At 64.8% G+C, this 14,455-nt stretch carries 11 protein-coding genes and 1 pseudogene; 8 read left to right on the forward strand and 4 right to left on the reverse strand.

What is annotated here, in order from left to right; genetic code table 11:
- Window positions 1-13: 13 nt before the first annotated feature.
- Window positions 14-1,063, reverse strand: a pseudogene (locus tag G4D79_RS28970) (acyltransferase family protein); the annotation flags it as partial.
- Between the two features lie 216 nt (window positions 1,064-1,279).
- Between G4D79_RS28970 and G4D79_RS28975 the strand changes: the two are divergent.
- Both G4D79_RS28975 and G4D79_RS28980 read left to right on the forward strand, forming a co-directional pair.
- Entirely contained in the window at window positions 1,280-2,413 is a 1,134-nt protein-coding gene (locus tag G4D79_RS28975) for a DUF3068 domain-containing protein (protein WP_099696984.1), read from the forward strand.
- Between the two features lie 169 nt (window positions 2,414-2,582).
- Window positions 2,583-3,539 (forward strand): ABC transporter substrate-binding protein, encoded by a 957-nt coding sequence (locus G4D79_RS28980; RefSeq protein ID WP_099696985.1) that lies wholly within the window; start codon window positions 2,583-2,585, stop codon window positions 3,537-3,539.
- On the opposite strand, the gene G4D79_RS28985 is transcribed toward G4D79_RS28980, so the two are convergent.
- Window positions 3,520-4,746, reverse strand: a complete 1,227-nt coding sequence (locus G4D79_RS28985) for a lipopolysaccharide biosynthesis protein (RefSeq protein WP_064688524.1) — start codon at window positions 4,744-4,746, stop codon at window positions 3,520-3,522. The genes G4D79_RS28980 and G4D79_RS28985 overlap by 20 nt on opposite strands.
- Window positions 4,747-4,779: 33 nt before the next feature.
- Here G4D79_RS28985 and G4D79_RS28990 point away from each other — a divergent pair, with 33 nt between their 5' ends.
- On the forward strand, window positions 4,780-6,519 hold the full coding sequence (locus tag G4D79_RS28990) for a hypothetical protein (RefSeq protein ID WP_099696986.1): 1,740 nt from the start codon (window positions 4,780-4,782) through the stop codon (window positions 6,517-6,519).
- Here G4D79_RS28990 and G4D79_RS28995 read toward each other — a convergent pair.
- A complete protein-coding gene (locus tag G4D79_RS28995; protein ID WP_099696987.1) occupies window positions 6,466-7,680 on the reverse strand; it encodes a glycosyltransferase family 4 protein in 1,215 nt (404 codons plus the stop codon). The genes G4D79_RS28990 and G4D79_RS28995 overlap by 54 nt on opposite strands.
- Window positions 7,681-7,853: 173 nt before the next feature.
- Here G4D79_RS28995 and G4D79_RS29000 point away from each other — a divergent pair, with 173 nt between their 5' ends.
- The 5 genes from G4D79_RS29000 (at window position 7,854) to G4D79_RS29020 (ending at window position 13,464) form a co-directional block, all read left to right on the forward strand.
- Window positions 7,854-8,624 (forward strand): bifunctional 2-polyprenyl-6-hydroxyphenol methylase/3-demethylubiquinol 3-O-methyltransferase UbiG, encoded by a 771-nt coding sequence (locus G4D79_RS29000; RefSeq protein WP_003945692.1) that lies wholly within the window; start codon window positions 7,854-7,856, stop codon window positions 8,622-8,624.
- A 4-nt stretch (window positions 8,625-8,628) separates the two neighbouring features.
- Window positions 8,629-9,516 carry an ROK family protein gene (locus tag G4D79_RS29005; protein ID WP_007734524.1) on the forward strand — a complete coding sequence of 296 codons (888 nt, stop codon included), beginning with the start codon at window positions 8,629-8,631 and terminating at the stop codon, window positions 9,514-9,516.
- Between the two features lie 139 nt (window positions 9,517-9,655).
- A complete protein-coding gene (locus tag G4D79_RS29010; protein WP_007734522.1) occupies window positions 9,656-10,843 on the forward strand; it encodes a phosphotransferase family protein in 1,188 nt (395 codons plus the stop codon).
- Window position 10,844: 1 nt separating this feature from the next.
- A complete protein-coding gene (locus G4D79_RS29015; protein ID WP_042452600.1) occupies window positions 10,845-12,014 on the forward strand; it encodes a hypothetical protein in 1,170 nt (389 codons plus the stop codon).
- Between the two features lie 4 nt (window positions 12,015-12,018).
- Window positions 12,019-13,464: an aldehyde dehydrogenase gene (locus G4D79_RS29020; RefSeq protein ID WP_003945530.1), complete on the forward strand. Its 1,446-nt coding sequence runs from the start codon at window positions 12,019-12,021 to the stop codon at window positions 13,462-13,464.
- Window positions 13,465-13,794: 330 nt separating this feature from the next.
- Here the strand turns inward: G4D79_RS29020 and G4D79_RS29025 are convergent.
- Window positions 13,795-14,455 (reverse strand): (2Fe-2S) ferredoxin domain-containing protein (locus G4D79_RS29025; RefSeq protein ID WP_214514621.1); only part of this gene is annotated, 661 nt, incomplete at its 5' end.

Consider the following 14,455-nt stretch of genomic DNA (forward strand, 5'->3'; position numbering starts at 1 on the left):
CCACAGCGACGCTCAGGACGACCGTCAGCGCCAGGACGTAGAAGAAGTTGCCCGAGAACGGAACTATGCCGAACACGGGGAACACAGCGTTCAGTACGGCCAGGTGCCAGATGAACAGGCCGTAGGACCAGCGTCCGATTGCCAGCGCCAGCGGGCTCGCCAGGAATCGATGCTGCGATTGATCGCGCAGAACCAGTGGAGCGATCAACGAGAAGCTGATGATCGCACCGAGTGCAATCTTGATCGCGTACTGCCACGGCTCAGGCCGCACCAGACCTTCGGGCCCGGCCAGATCAGTGCACGAGAGAACGAAGGCGATAAAGGCAATGAGGGTCAGGAGTACCCGACGGTGCGCGAGGCGATGCACCCACGTCGACGGGCCCACGGCCAGCTCGGCCAGCACCATGCCGGCGCCGAACCACGGCAGGTAGCCCGGCAGCCAGTTGTCGTGGTGAATGGCGTCCGGAGTCGGGATCGGAATGAAAGCCCACGTCAGCGCCAACACTGACACCCCGAGCAGAAGCGGTAGCCGGAACCGGGCCGAGTTTCCGCGTAGTCGCACCATCAGATACGCGAACAGCGGCAGTAGTACATAGAACGCAACCTCGACCGACAGGCTCCACATCTGCGTGAGGCCCTCGGTGAGTGTCAACGGCACGAACACCTGCGCCAACCCGAGATTCGCCAGCCATACCTGGTAGCCCCCGCCGGCTCCGGGCAGGAACAGCAGGATCAGCACCACCGCCACCCAGTACGCCGGCAGGATTCGCGTTGCACGGGAGATCCAATATCGGACCGTCGGCTGCGGTTGCCCGATTCCGCGGGCCTTTGCCGCGTGGGGGCGCCACAGGAGAAATCCGGACAAGGCAAAGAACACCGCTACGGCGAGATCGAGTCGACCGAACGCGCGCCCGAACGCGCCGGACTGCGCTTCACCGGTTTGGAACGCGACATGGGTGACGAGGACACCGAGCGCCGCCAATCCACGCATACCGTCCAAAGCCGGAACGAAGCCCCGAGCCTGTGGCGGGACCGTCTGAGGGGAATTCGTGGAACTGATCATCACGGATAAGTGTGCACCCCAGGCCGATTGAGGGAAACCACCAGGGACTCACAATAAAATGCCTGGCCAATTCATGCCCTCATGCGACAAACCGGGCCGGTGGACTGTTAGTGTTCTGCCACACATGGTGTCCATCGGGGGCCCCATGCGATCTGCGCAGCTCATATTGTGCCGGTTGGGGAACCTCGAAAGACTTAACGGGTTAGGAGTCACAGCATGGCGGAACGCTCAGGGCCGAGCCGGATACTTCCTTGCATTCTGGTGGGCCTCGGTGCCTTCCTTTTGGCCATCGCCATCCTCATTCCTACCTACACGGTAGGCAAGCTGGAGAAGACGCCACTCGACCTCGAGGTGACCACCGTCGCCACAGGCACCGGTAGCGTCCTCAACTCGGCGGCCCTCCTCGCCGGTAAGGCGCAGGTCGACAACAACGTGCCGATCGTCGCTCAGCGCTACGTCACCACGCAGGACCCGTCCGACGCCGACATCATCACCGTCGAAGCCGGCCAGACCGTCCGTCGTACCGACAAGCAGGGCGACACCGGACTGCTGACCGCAACCCTGGACCGCGTCACGCTCGATCGCGTCAGCTCGATGCCGACCAACGATCCGGTCGGAACCGTCCAGACGTCCAGCGACCAGCCCGCCGAAGAAGTTTCCCGCGACGGTCTGCAGTACAAGTTCCCGTTCAACACGGAACAGAAGAGCTACCCCTACTTCGACCTGAACGCTCGCGCCACGAAGGACATCGACTTCGTCGAGGAGACCGAGATCAACGGTCTGAAGGTGTACCACTTCCAGCAGACGATCGATCCCGTCGACCTGTCGAAGGTCGTCAACTCCCCCACCAACAAGCTGAGCCTGCCCGCCGACACCTGGGGCGTTCCCGGTGGCGCTACTCCGATCACGATGACGCGTTGGTACACCAACGTCCGTGACCTGTGGGTCGAGCCCAAGACCGGCGTCGTCGTCAAGGGCCAGGAGCAGTTGCACCAGTACTACGGACGCAACAAGGACTCGGTCGACGTCGAGGTTCTCAAGGTCACGCTGCCCTTCGACGAAGCAACCATCGAGTACCAGGTCCAGCAGGCACGTGACGGCATGGACAAGCTCTCGCTGTTCGGCCGCACAGTCCCGATCGTGGCAGGTGTGCTCGGCGTCATCGCGCTGATCGCCGGTATCTTCCTCGGCATTCGCGGCGGCAAGGGCGGAACTCCGGCCCGCGGTGCACACGGCGGAACGAACCAGAATCCCAGCGGCCAGGGCTCGCCCGAGCCGGCTCCGGGTGAGCACGACTGGACCTCGGACGACACTCAGGTGATTCCGCGTCCGGATCTGCGCAAGGACTGATTCAGACAGTAAGCAGAGCGCCCCTTCCACACGGAAGGGGCGCTCTGCTGCGTTTCGGGGCTTTGTTGCCGGATCGGCGTACGGATTGGCGCAACGGGTCGTTCCCTCCGCGTGGTTGCGGGCTTAGCGTTTTCTGGAAGTCCAGACCACCCCGAACACGAGGAGCCACATGCCCGCATCAACAGTTCTGGGTTCGCACATCTGTGTCAGCGATCTGACGCGACGGAGATTTGTTGTCGGCACGGCTGCATTCTCCGGGCTGTTCGCCGCCGGTTGCGCGAGGTCCGCCGATACCGAGGGCGATTCGGCCGGGATGCGCACGGTCACGACCTCGCTCGGAACCTACGACATTCCGGTGACACCGAAACGCGTCGTCGCCATCGACTCCAGACTCGACCTCGAACCAGCCGTTGCGATGGGCCTGCCGGTCATCGCGTACAGCTTCGACGCCGCCGAGCCGTGGGTTCCGGCCGATCCCACGGCACAGGTGTTCGAGGCACCGGTCAACGTCGAGGCAATTCTCGCGCTGGAACCGGACCTGATCATCTGCACCGACATCGGTGAGGCCTCCGACATGTGGCCGCTACAGCAGTTGAGCCAGACAGCGCCTGTGCTTCCGATGGACTTCACGCGTCCGTGGCGCGAGAACATCGATCAGCTGGCGAGTTGGCTGAATCGCACCGAGAACCCCGACGTCCGTCAGGTCATCGGAGCGTACGAGGACAAGGCAGCCGGATTGAAGGAACGTCACGCCCCGAGCTTGGCGAGCAAGCAGATCGTGCTGCTGAACTACGTGAATCAGAAGGTCAACGGCGTCAACCGCAAGGGCATCTCCACGCAGGTGGCCGAAGACCTCGGCGTCCAGCTCCAGTGGCCGGTCGAGGGACAGAAGGAGATCTCTACCGAAAACCTGGTGACTTCCCTCGACTCGGCCGACGGAATGATCGTCACCACCGCGCCCGGCGTGGATCCCGTCACCGACGACCGCGCGATGTGGAACCGTATCCGCGCAGTACAAGGCGACAACGTCGTCTACACGGGTGGGAACATCAACTACGGATCCGTCTACACCGCGATGCGTACGCTCGACTACTTCGACGATTTGTTCACGCGTCTGGAGAACTGACGTCGCTGTGAGGTGCCGGCCGGGCGCGGTCGGCACTTCGCACTGCGGCGACGGACACCGCCAAGGCCGTCGTCGACGCAACCACCACGGCGACGCCGATCAACTCTCCCGGCGTCTTCGCCCACACCAGCATGACCGTCGCCTCCACAACCAGTCCTGCCCACGCCAGAAGGGCCACTCGCGTGCGTTCTGACGCGATTGCGGACAGCAAAGCACCCTGGAGTACCGCCAGCGCTGCACCGTGCAGGGCGAAGGCCCACAGCATCGGAGCCACGGCGGCGTACGCGTCGCCCACGAGCATCGGCACCAGCGGGCCGGCAACCGCCGCCCCCAGAACCAACACGGCGCCGATACCGACGAGCACCGCCAACGCCGAGCGAACCGCTTGCGCCGAGTGCGCCGGATTCGCCATCTTCGGGTACAGCACGACGCCCACTGCCTGTGGCAGCCAGAACGCCACCTTCGTCGCGACGGCGCCGAGTGCGTAGACACCGGCGTCGTACTCACTGAGGACGACGCGGACGATCAGCAGGTCCAGCGAAGACAACGCGATCAGCGCGAGCTGAACCTGAGACGCCGCGAGCACGGAGACGACGCCGATACGCACCGGCCGGTCCTCGCTCACCGTGACGGTTCGGTCGACCACTCGAACTATCGCCACCAGCAACGCAGTTCCGGCCGCGCCCGCGACCAATGCCGCGCCTGCTCCGCCGCCGAAAGCCAGAACGATCACTGCCGGAAGGACTTTCATCACCCCGGCCCCGGCCAGTACGGCGCTGAGAGTGCCGAATCGACCGTGTCCTTGCAACAACCCCTGCTCCGTGGCCAGCAGAACCAACATGGGCGCAGTCACCAATGCCGAGAACGACGCCACGATTCCGGTGTCGAGCAGCCACGCCATCGCCGGAGTGAGCGCCACCGCGAGGACGGCGACGATCGCGGTGCATCGATACCCCAACGACCGCAACGCATCTGTGCTCTTGCCACGCACCGCCTCGCGGGCGACCACCGTCTGCAACGCCAAAGCCGGAACCGCAAGTACCAACTGGGCGGCAAGCAGACTCGCGAACTCTCCGTAGCCGACCGGACCCAACCATCGGCTGGCCAACCATGCCAACAGGTACGACGCGACATTGGCCGTCATCGATCCCACCAAAACCATGCCGACCCCGGCCGCGGCGGCGCGATCGAGTGGTTGGCGAGGCATGGCAGTAATGATGCACCACGTATCGTGCGCGTCATGACAGTGCAAGCCGGATACCGCCGTTACCTGCCTGCGGCGTACAGCCTGGCGCTGGCACTGTTGATCCTCGGACCGCTGCTCGGCCCCGGCTACCTCCTGCTGCGCGACGCCGTCAGCACGCCGCGCTCGTACCTGACCGACTCCGCCCTCGGACTCACCGACGCCGCGGCCCGCGCCGTTCCCCAGGATGCGCTGATCGCAGCGTTGAGCACCGTGATCGACGGCGGACTGGTGGTCAAGTTCACCCTGCTCGTGGCGCTCTGGCTCGCCGGTTGGGGTGCGGCGCGCATGGTCGCCGTCCTACTGCCGACGGCCGGTGTCGGTCCACAACTCGTCGCGTCGACGGTGATGCTCTGGAACCCCTACGTGGCCGAGCGCCTGTTGCAAGGACATTGGAGCCTGCTGACCGGATATGCCGCACTGCCGTGGATCGTGTGTGCCGGAATCGGAGTTCGCCGAGCCACGCCCGGGTCCTGGTGGGCGTTGGCCGCGTCACTGGCATTCGCGGGCCTGACACCTACCGGCGCTCTGCTCGCTCTGACGGCCGCGCTGGTGGTGGTAGCCACCCCCGGAGGCCGAACCTCGGCCATGCGGCGTGTCTGCGGCACTATCGGACTGTTCCTCGTCGCCGCCTCGTCGTGGTTGGTCGCCACCTTCGTATCCGGAGCAGCAGGCGACGGTTCCGATCCGGCGGGAGTCGCCGCCTTTGCCGCCCGAGCAGAACCGGGACTCGCGACGCTGGGCAGCCTCGCCGGTCTCGGCGGTATCTGGAACTCGGCAGCGGTACCGTCCACGCGCACAACACTCTTCGCATTGGTGGGAACGGTTCTTCTGCTCGTCGTCGTGTTCGCCGGTATGCCCGCTCTGTGGCGCCGACGCCGGAATCCTGTTGTCAGTGGACTCGGACTACTGGCCCTGTTCGCGGTGCTGGGTCCGACCATGGGCGCTACCCCGTGGGGTCTCGACGCCGGCCGATGGTCGGTCGAGGTGTTCACCGGCGCCGGTCTACTGCGTGACGCGCAGAAGTGGGTCGCGCTGGCCGTCCCGTTCTACGCACTTGCTGCGGCCGCCGCGGTGATGTGGGCAGGCAATCGGTTCTCCCTCCCCCGCCCGGCATTCTCGGTTGCCGCCGTCGTGGTGACGATCGTGGCACTGCCGGATCTGGTGTGGGGTGTCGGCGGCGCGTTGAAGCCCGTGCACTACCCCGGTTCCTGGACCGTGGTGGCCGAGCAACTGCGAGACGAAACCGGTGACGTTGCAGTGCTTCCCGCCGGAATGTTCCGCGCGTTCCCCTACAGCGGTGATGCGCCGGTACTCGACCCCGCACCACGCTTCCTGCCCCTCGACGTTCTGCAGACCGGCCAACTGGTGGTTGCCGGTGGTGCTGTCGGCGGCGAGGGGACTCGGGCAACCCAGGTCGAGGACCTACTGCTGGCCGGCGGAAGTCCTACGCAGTTGGCCGATCTCGGAGTCGGATGGCTACTGATCGAGCGCGGGACACCAGGTCAACTCGGCAACTCGGCAACCACGCTCGACGGCTTGGAACAGGTCTTCGCCGACAACGATCTCGCGCTATTCCGAGTACCGGGAGACATTGCCACGCAGGAAGCCTCGACCAGTGCCCGAACTGCCGTCGTAGTTGCGCATCTCGCGTGGGTACTGATGGGTGCGATCGCGCTGATCTCAGTCGGACTGAACCAGAACCGAATTCGACTCGCGCGGCGCGGCCAGTCCTGAGACCCACCGACCGTCCTTGTGCGCGGTCAGCACCTCGAGCACTCCGGTGCCGGTCTGCTCCCAGGAGAACTCACCGGACCACACCCGAGCTTTCTCACCGAGCACCATGCGAAGTTCGTGGTCGCGGAGCAGAGTGCCGGCAGCCTGCGTCAGATCGGCGATGTCGCCGTCACCGGCATTCTCGCCCCCGACCAGAAGGCCCGTCACTCCGTCGACGATCGAGTCGGTCAGACCCTTCGAACTGCGGTAACCGATCGTCGGAACACCGTGCTGCGCAGCCTCGATGACCGCCAGGCCCCACCCTTCCTTCCGCGAAGGCATGAGGTGGATCCACGATTGCGCCAGCAGTTCGTGTTTGCGAGCCTCGTCGACGTGGCCGTAGAACGAGACGGCGTCACCGATCCCCAACTCAGCGGCGCGATCGCGCAGGTTCTGCTCCCACCAACCACCACCGATGACGTCGAGATGGATGTCCGGAAGCGTCGGCCGCAGGGCTGCGACCGCTTCGAGTGCGTCCTCGATCTGCTTGTGCGGCACCAGCCGTGAGAGAACCGAGATGGTGGGACGCTCGGCCCTGGTGATCGATCCGCCCGCGTCGACGCCGACGGGGAGCCGATCGGCACCGTTACGCACCACGGCAATTCGTTCGCGCTCGACACCGAGGTCCACCAATTCTTCCGCTGAGGGAAGCGACACCGTCAGATACTGACTACGTCGATGGGTGCGCGGTGACAATCGCGATTCGACCCACCAGCCGATCCGGCCGACGAGCTTGCCTGCCACCGGCCACTGTTCGCGATGGCAGTGGTGGACCAGAAGCGTGACCGGTGCACCCGCCACGGTCTTCGAGAAGAAGGGGATGCCGTTCTGGGTGTCGATCACCGCGTCGGGGCGGATGCCCTTGAGCGATCCGAAACCCAGACGTCCGGAAGCAATGGCGGCCAGAGCGCGGGGGTACACGCTGAAACGTCCACCGGCCCGGCTGATCGTGATGCCGTCTCGAACCTCCGACGCGGGCGCCCCGGGATACGACGCCGTCCGCAGCGTCACCTTGATACCGCGCTCGGCCAATTGGGATCCGACCTGCTCGAGGTAACGCTCGCTTCCACCGCCCTGGGGATGCCCGGTATCGCGCCAGCAGAGCAACAGAACCTCGCGCACGTGCGTTACTCCCTGAGTTGGTCGGTGGCCACCCCGGTTCGGGCGATCCTGCGGGATGCCCCGCCTGACCGGCCGGTAACCCTGCCGAACACCCTAACTGTTCGAGCGTCCGTATTGCCGCGCTCCTGACGGTGTTCGTGGACCGGGCGACCCAGTGGCTAAAGTTGCTACCCGTGACCAAGCCCGCAGTGACCCGCATTTTCGGCCGACGGGCAACCCTGAAACGCTCGTTCGGCCTGCTCAGCGACTTCCGCCACGAGCAGTCCGCGCCCGACATCTTCTACGGCGCGCTTGCGCGCGACTCCGTCGAATTGATCTCGGACCTGCACGAAGGTCACACCGGACGATCCCTCGACGGTCTCACTGTCCTCGACGTCGGCGGCGGTCCGGGCTATTTCGCGGAGGTCTTTCAAGCCGCAGGTGCCCGCTACATTCCCGTCGAACCCGATCCGTCGGAGATGCATGCTGCGGGTCTGACCGTGGGCGGCGCGGTGCGTGGATCCGGTTTGGCACTGCCGTTCCTGGACTCGTCCGTGGACATCTGCTTCTCCTCCAACGTGGCCGAACACGTCAGCGAGCCCTGGCTGATGGCCGAGGAAATGCTGCGCGTGACCAAGCCCGGCGGCTTGATGGTTCTCTCGTACACCCTGTGGTGGGGTCCGTTCGGCGGCCACGAAACCGGACCGTGGCACGCGCTGGGGGGCGAGTACGCAGCCAAGCGGTACCTACGCAAGACCGGACGCGAACCGAAGAACAGATTCGGGGTCTCGTTGTTCAAAGTCGGCGCCACGGACGGCTTACGCTGGGCCCGTGGAACCAGCCAGGGCACATTGCTCGCCGCGATCCCGCGCTACCACCCGTCGTGGGCGTGGTGGATGGTCCGAGTCCCCGGTCTGCGGGAGTTCCTGGTGAGCAACCTCGTCGTGGTTCTCGAAAAGCGATAGCGACATGCGCCTCGCAGTCGACATCGGTGGTACCAAGATGGCTGCCGGGGTCGTGTCCGAGGACGGCCGCGTTCCCGTGTTCGACAGCGTTCCGACGCCGCAGACCGACCCGTGGGGATCCTGTGCGGCGCTGCTCGAACGAGTCGCAGACGGCCGAGAGGTCGACGGTGTCGGCATCGCGTGCGCCGGGCCGGTGGACACCGTCGCCGGCGTCGTCGCTCCCATCAACATCACCGAGTGGGCACAGGGATTCGAGCTCGTAGCGGGCGTCCGCAGCGTCTTTCCCGATGCCGGAACCGCCCTCGCAATGGACGGAGCCGCAGCGGCATTGGCGGAGTTCCACCACGGCGCCGGACGCGGAACCCCGAACCTCCTGAGCCTGGTCGTCTCGACGGGAATCGGCGGCGGAATCGTTCTCGGCGGTGAGATTGCTCGGGGTCGCACGGGGAACGCCGGTCACATCGGCCACATCGTCGTTCCAGGATCTGCCGAACCGTGCAGCTGCGGGGGCGTCGGCTGCCTCGAGACGGTGGCAAGTGGACCGTCCGCGGTGCGATGGGCTCGTAGCCAGGGCTGGTCGGGGAACACCGGCCGTGAACTAGCCGAGGGTGCACGCAGCGGCGACGCGATCGCCGTGGACGCGCTTCACCGTGCAGGCACGGCGCTCGGTGGTGCCATCGCCTCGGCGGCTGCCCTCCTGGACGTGGACCTCGCGGTGATCGGCGGCGGTTTCGCCCAGTCGGGTACACCGCTGTGGGAACCGATGCTCGACGCGGCTGCCCGACATGCCCGTTTGTCGTTCGTCGCCGGGCTCCGGATCGTTCCCGCCGAGCTGGGTGGCGCCGGAACTCTGACCGGTGCGGGCTTGCTCGCGCTCACCGCCGTTATCTGACACGCGTTCTTCCCCGATAAATCCGCAGGGAGTCCCACTAAACGGGTGCCACCTGTTCCCAATTTCTGTAACGTGTTTTAGTGTTCTGACTCACACCGTTACGGGCATTGCACGTGACGCCTACGGGAAGGAGGTGACCGTGAGCCCAGACGCTTCCTCATCTGACGTTGCCTCGACTGCTTCTTCGACCGATGAAACCGAGCATCACGCCCAGGTCGCCCGACCAAGCGATTCCCTCCGCGACACCGAAGACCTCCGTGAGCGCCTGGAACGGTGGATGGCCGGCAAGGTGCCGAGCGGATCCACTGTGACCGTCGCCGACGTCACCTTGCCCGCAGCCAACGGCATGTCCAGCGAAACCATCCTCTTCGACGCCACCTGGGACGGCGAACATCATCCCTTGGTCGCTCGGGTGGCGCCGACGGAATCGACCATGCCGGTCTTTCCTGCCTACGACCTCGAATCCCAGTTCCGCACCATGGCTCAGGTGCGCGAGCACTCGGCAGTGCCCGTACCCGCGGTGTACTGGTCGGAATCCGACCCGGACGCGTTGGGTGCGCCGTTCTTCGTGATGGAACGCATCTCCGGCGACGTGCCACCGGACGTCATGCCGTACAACTTCGGATCGTGGGTCACCGAAGCGTCTCCCGAGCAGCGAAAGACCCTGCAGCGCAGCTCGGTCGACGTCCTGGCTCAGTTGCATGCCATCGACAAACCTGGTGAGCGTTTCGACTTCCTCCGACTCCCGAATTCGGGAACGACTGCACGAGAAGCATTCACGGCGCACATCGCCGAGCAGCGCGCGTACTACGAGTGGGTGGTCTCCGACGGGATCAGATCACCGCTCATCGAACGTGCCCTCGACTGGATCGAGGAGAACAATCCCGCGGACGATTCGCCGGCAGTGCTCTGTTGGGGCGACTCGCGCATCGGCAACGTCATGTACCAGGACTTCGCGCCGGTAGCCGTACTGGACTGGGAAATGGCAACTCTCGGCCCGCGGGAGATGGATCTGGGCTGGATGGCATTCCTGCACAGGTTCTTCGAGGACATCGCCGGACTGGCGAACCTACCCGGTCTTCCCGACTTCCTTCGACTGCCGGATCTCGCGCAGACCTACGCCGAGATCACCGGCCACACCCCACACGATCTGGAGTTCTACGTTACCTATGCCGCACTGCGTCAGGCGGTCATCATGTGGCGAATCCAGGCTCGCGCCATAGCTTTCGGCCAGTCACAGCGACCCGAAGACCCCGACGACATGATCATGCACCGCGCTTCGCTCGCCGCGATGCTCGACGGTACCTACTGGGAGAGGTTGGCCTGACATGCTCTCACCGATGGACGACTATCCCGTTCACCAGATCGCCGAACCGATCCGTCACGTAGCCACCTCGGATCGAAACTTCTACGACCGCTACTACTTCAACTGCTACCCCACCGAATCCCCCGACGTGTTCCTCATCGTCGGACTCGGCCAGTACCCCAACCTCGGCGTCATGGACGCCTTCGCGGTACTGCGCCGCGGTGACGACCACATCGTTGCTCGTATGTCGAAGGCTCTGGGCGCCGACCGCACCGACACCACCGTCGGACCTTTGCGCATCGAAGTGCTGGAAGGACTGCAGAAGCTCCGCGTCGTCCTCGAACCAGGCAGCGAATACGATCTCTCCTTCGACATCACCTTCGACGCCACCATCCCGGCGGCGCTCGAGCCCAAGCACTTTCGCCGTCAACTCGAACGAGTCACGTTCGACACCTCACGCTTCCTGCAGACCGGAACCTGGACCGGATCGCTCACCGTCGACGGGGAGGACTTCGCGATCGACCCGAAGACGTGGCGAGGTAACCGCGACCGCTCGTGGGGTGTGCGTCCGGTCGGTGAAGCCGAACCGCAAGGCAGACGCGCCGTCGACGGAATCCAGAACTTCTTCTGGATCTACGCGGTCATGCAGTTCGACGAGTTCACGATCTCGGTGATCATGCAGGAAGACGAGCAGGGCAGGCGCATCGTCGAAGAAGCCATGCGAGTGTGGCCGGACGAAGCCAGGGACAACGAATGGCTCGGCCGGCCCGAACACGAGCTGACGTTCTGCCCCGACACCCGCGACGTCACCGGAGCGACCATCACCTTCCACCGGCCAGGCGGTGAAGTCCTCACCGTCGCCTGCGAACTGCTGCTGGCCAACTACATCGGAATCGGCACCGGCTACGGGCTCGAACAGGACTGGCGTCACGGAATGTGGCAGGGCGAACTCGTCGTACAAGGGCTCCGCCACAAGGTCCACGAGATCGAACCGTTCCAACGCATGTTCTCCCCCGTCGACAACCTCGCGTCCTTCACGCTCACCGAAGGCACGAACACCAACACCGGCACCGGTCTTTTCGAGGTAGCCGCCATCGGACCGCACGAGAAATACGGATTCACCAGTTTCACCGACACCGCACAGGCAGACGACGCGTATGCCCTCGCGGCGACCGACAACACCGAGGAATGAATTGATGACTGACTACGACAAGCTCTACATCGGTGGAGCATGGGTGGCCCCGGCCACCGACCAGGTACTCGAAGTGTTCTCTCCCGCAACGGAGGAGCGCGTCGGCAGCTGTCCCATCGCAGCACCGGCAGACATCGACGCGGCCGTGTCCGCAGCCCGCGCGGCGTTCGAGGGACCGTGGTCACGCACCACCCCCGCCGAGCGCGGCGCGATCCTCGCCAAGGCCGCCAAGCTGATCGAAGAGCGCAGCGCGGAGATCAACCAGCTCATCTCCAACGAGATGGGCCAGCCGCCCGCCATGGTCGGCATGATGCAGCAGACCCCGTCGATGGCGACGCTGGGCTACTACGCCGAGCTGGCCGACAAGTTCGCGTGGGAAGAGAAGCGCACCGGCGCTTTCGGGCAGACCAAGGTGACCCGTGAGCCCGTCGGCGTCGTCGCCGCCGTGCTGGCCTGGAACGTCCCGCTGTTCCTGGCGATCAACAAGCTGGCCCCCGCACTGCTCGCCGGCTGCACCGTACTGCTCAAGCCCGCACCCGAATCCCCTCTCTCCGTCCACGTGATCGCCGAGATCTTCACCGAGGCAGGCGTTCCCGAAGGCGTCATCTCCGTGCTCCCCGGCGGAGCCGAGACCGGCGAATACCTGGTCTCTCATGCGGGCATCGACAAGATCACGTTCACCGGATCCAGTGCCGTCGGCCGCAAGATCGGTGCCATCGCCGCACAGAACCTCAAGCGCTGCTCCCTCGAACTGGGTGGCAAGTCCGCCGCGATCATCCTCGAGGACGCCGACATCGCCGCCGGAATGCCGATGCTCGTCATGTCCGGCCTGATGAACACCGGTCAGGCCTGTGTCGCTCAGACCCGAATCCTCGCTCCCCGTTCGCGTTACGACGAGGTCATCGAGGGAATGAAGACCGCCGCAGGCTTCATGACCGTCGGCGATCCGTCCGATCCCGCAGCACAACTCGGCCCGCTGATCTCCGAGAAGCAGCGCGAGCGCGTCGAGGGCTATATCGCCAAGGGTAAGGAAGAAGGCGCGCGCGTCGTACTCGGTGGTGGACGCCCCGCCGGCCTGGACAAGGGCTGGTACGTCGAGCCGACCATCTTCGCCGACGTGGACAACTCGATGACCATCGCACGCGAGGAGATCTTCGGACCCGTTCTCTCGGTGATTCCGTACGACTCCGAGGACGAGGCCATCAAGATCGCCAACGATTCGGATTACGGCCTCGCCGGATCGGTGTGGACCACCGACATCGATCACGGACTCGAAGTTGCTGCGCAGATCCGCACGGGTACCTACGCGATCAACTGGTACGCCTTCGATCCCGGATCGCCGTTCGGTGGTTACAAGAACTCCGGTATCGGGCGCGAGAACGGACCTGAGGGCCTCGAAGCCTTCTGCGAGACCAAGTCCGTACTCATGCCGCCCGGCTACGTGGGCTGACCCACCCGGGAGTTGGCACCCTTTGCTGACAGTTGGCACCCGTTCCGACCTGCCGGAACGGGTGCCAGCCCCATGAAATGGGTGCCAACTCCCAGCGAATCCACAGATCCACCCGGTACCGTCGAAAACGAATCAGTCATCTCACAAAGGACATTCATATGCTCACCAACGCCATCAACGCTTTCCTCGCACTCTGGGGCAGCGCCTCCGTCGGCAGCAGTGGATACCAGATCCCGCCGGGAACCCTTCCCTTCGGTTCCTGAGACAGGACAACAGAACCCGCTGAGCGCACTTCGCGCTCAGCGGGTTCTCTGTTTCGCCGACCTGTATCTACCGGTCCAGAACGTGATCCTCCAATTGATTCTCCTGACCTGCGACCAATGCTTCAGCGTCACCGGCGTCCACGTGCCCGAACCAGGTACCGCCGGGGTTCGCGATCACCAACGGCCCCAGGTTGCACGGGCTCAGACAACCGGTTCCGGTCACCTTCGACGAGGTACCTTTGGCCGCCGCGCTCATCGCCCGGTGCAACGGTCCTGCTCCGTACGCCATACAGCGAGGGCCCTTGCACACCAACAGATGCCTATCGTGCTGCTCGATCACGGACCACGCCGGACTGCGATACAACGCCGGACTCGCGGTGATCGGCTTTCCGGCCGCGCCGAGTTCGTCGATCACCTGCCCGGCCACCGCACCTTCGAGCGTTTCCGTTTCATGGAGCGTCACTTCCAGTTCGGCGTCGATCCGGGTTTCGCGCCAGTTCGCAACCGCCTTGCTTGTCCACGTGAGCAGGTACCGATCCCTCGGCACCGCAACTGGAATCAACACGACCTTGTCGACGTCATCGACATGGGCTCGATCGAGTTCCTCGTGAAGGCTCGGCGAGGAGACATCGAGGTACGCAACGCGAACGTCGGCGTCGGTGCCCGCCTGAACAGCGTCGAACATCCGTCGCGCGGCCGACTCGTCGAGGCCGCTGACGGTCGGCCGT

Origin of the sequence: Rhodococcus sp. WY5 (assembly GCF_018588185.1) — a bacterium.
GTDB lineage: Bacteria > Actinomycetota > Actinomycetes > Mycobacteriales > Mycobacteriaceae > Rhodococcus_F > Rhodococcus_F qingshengii.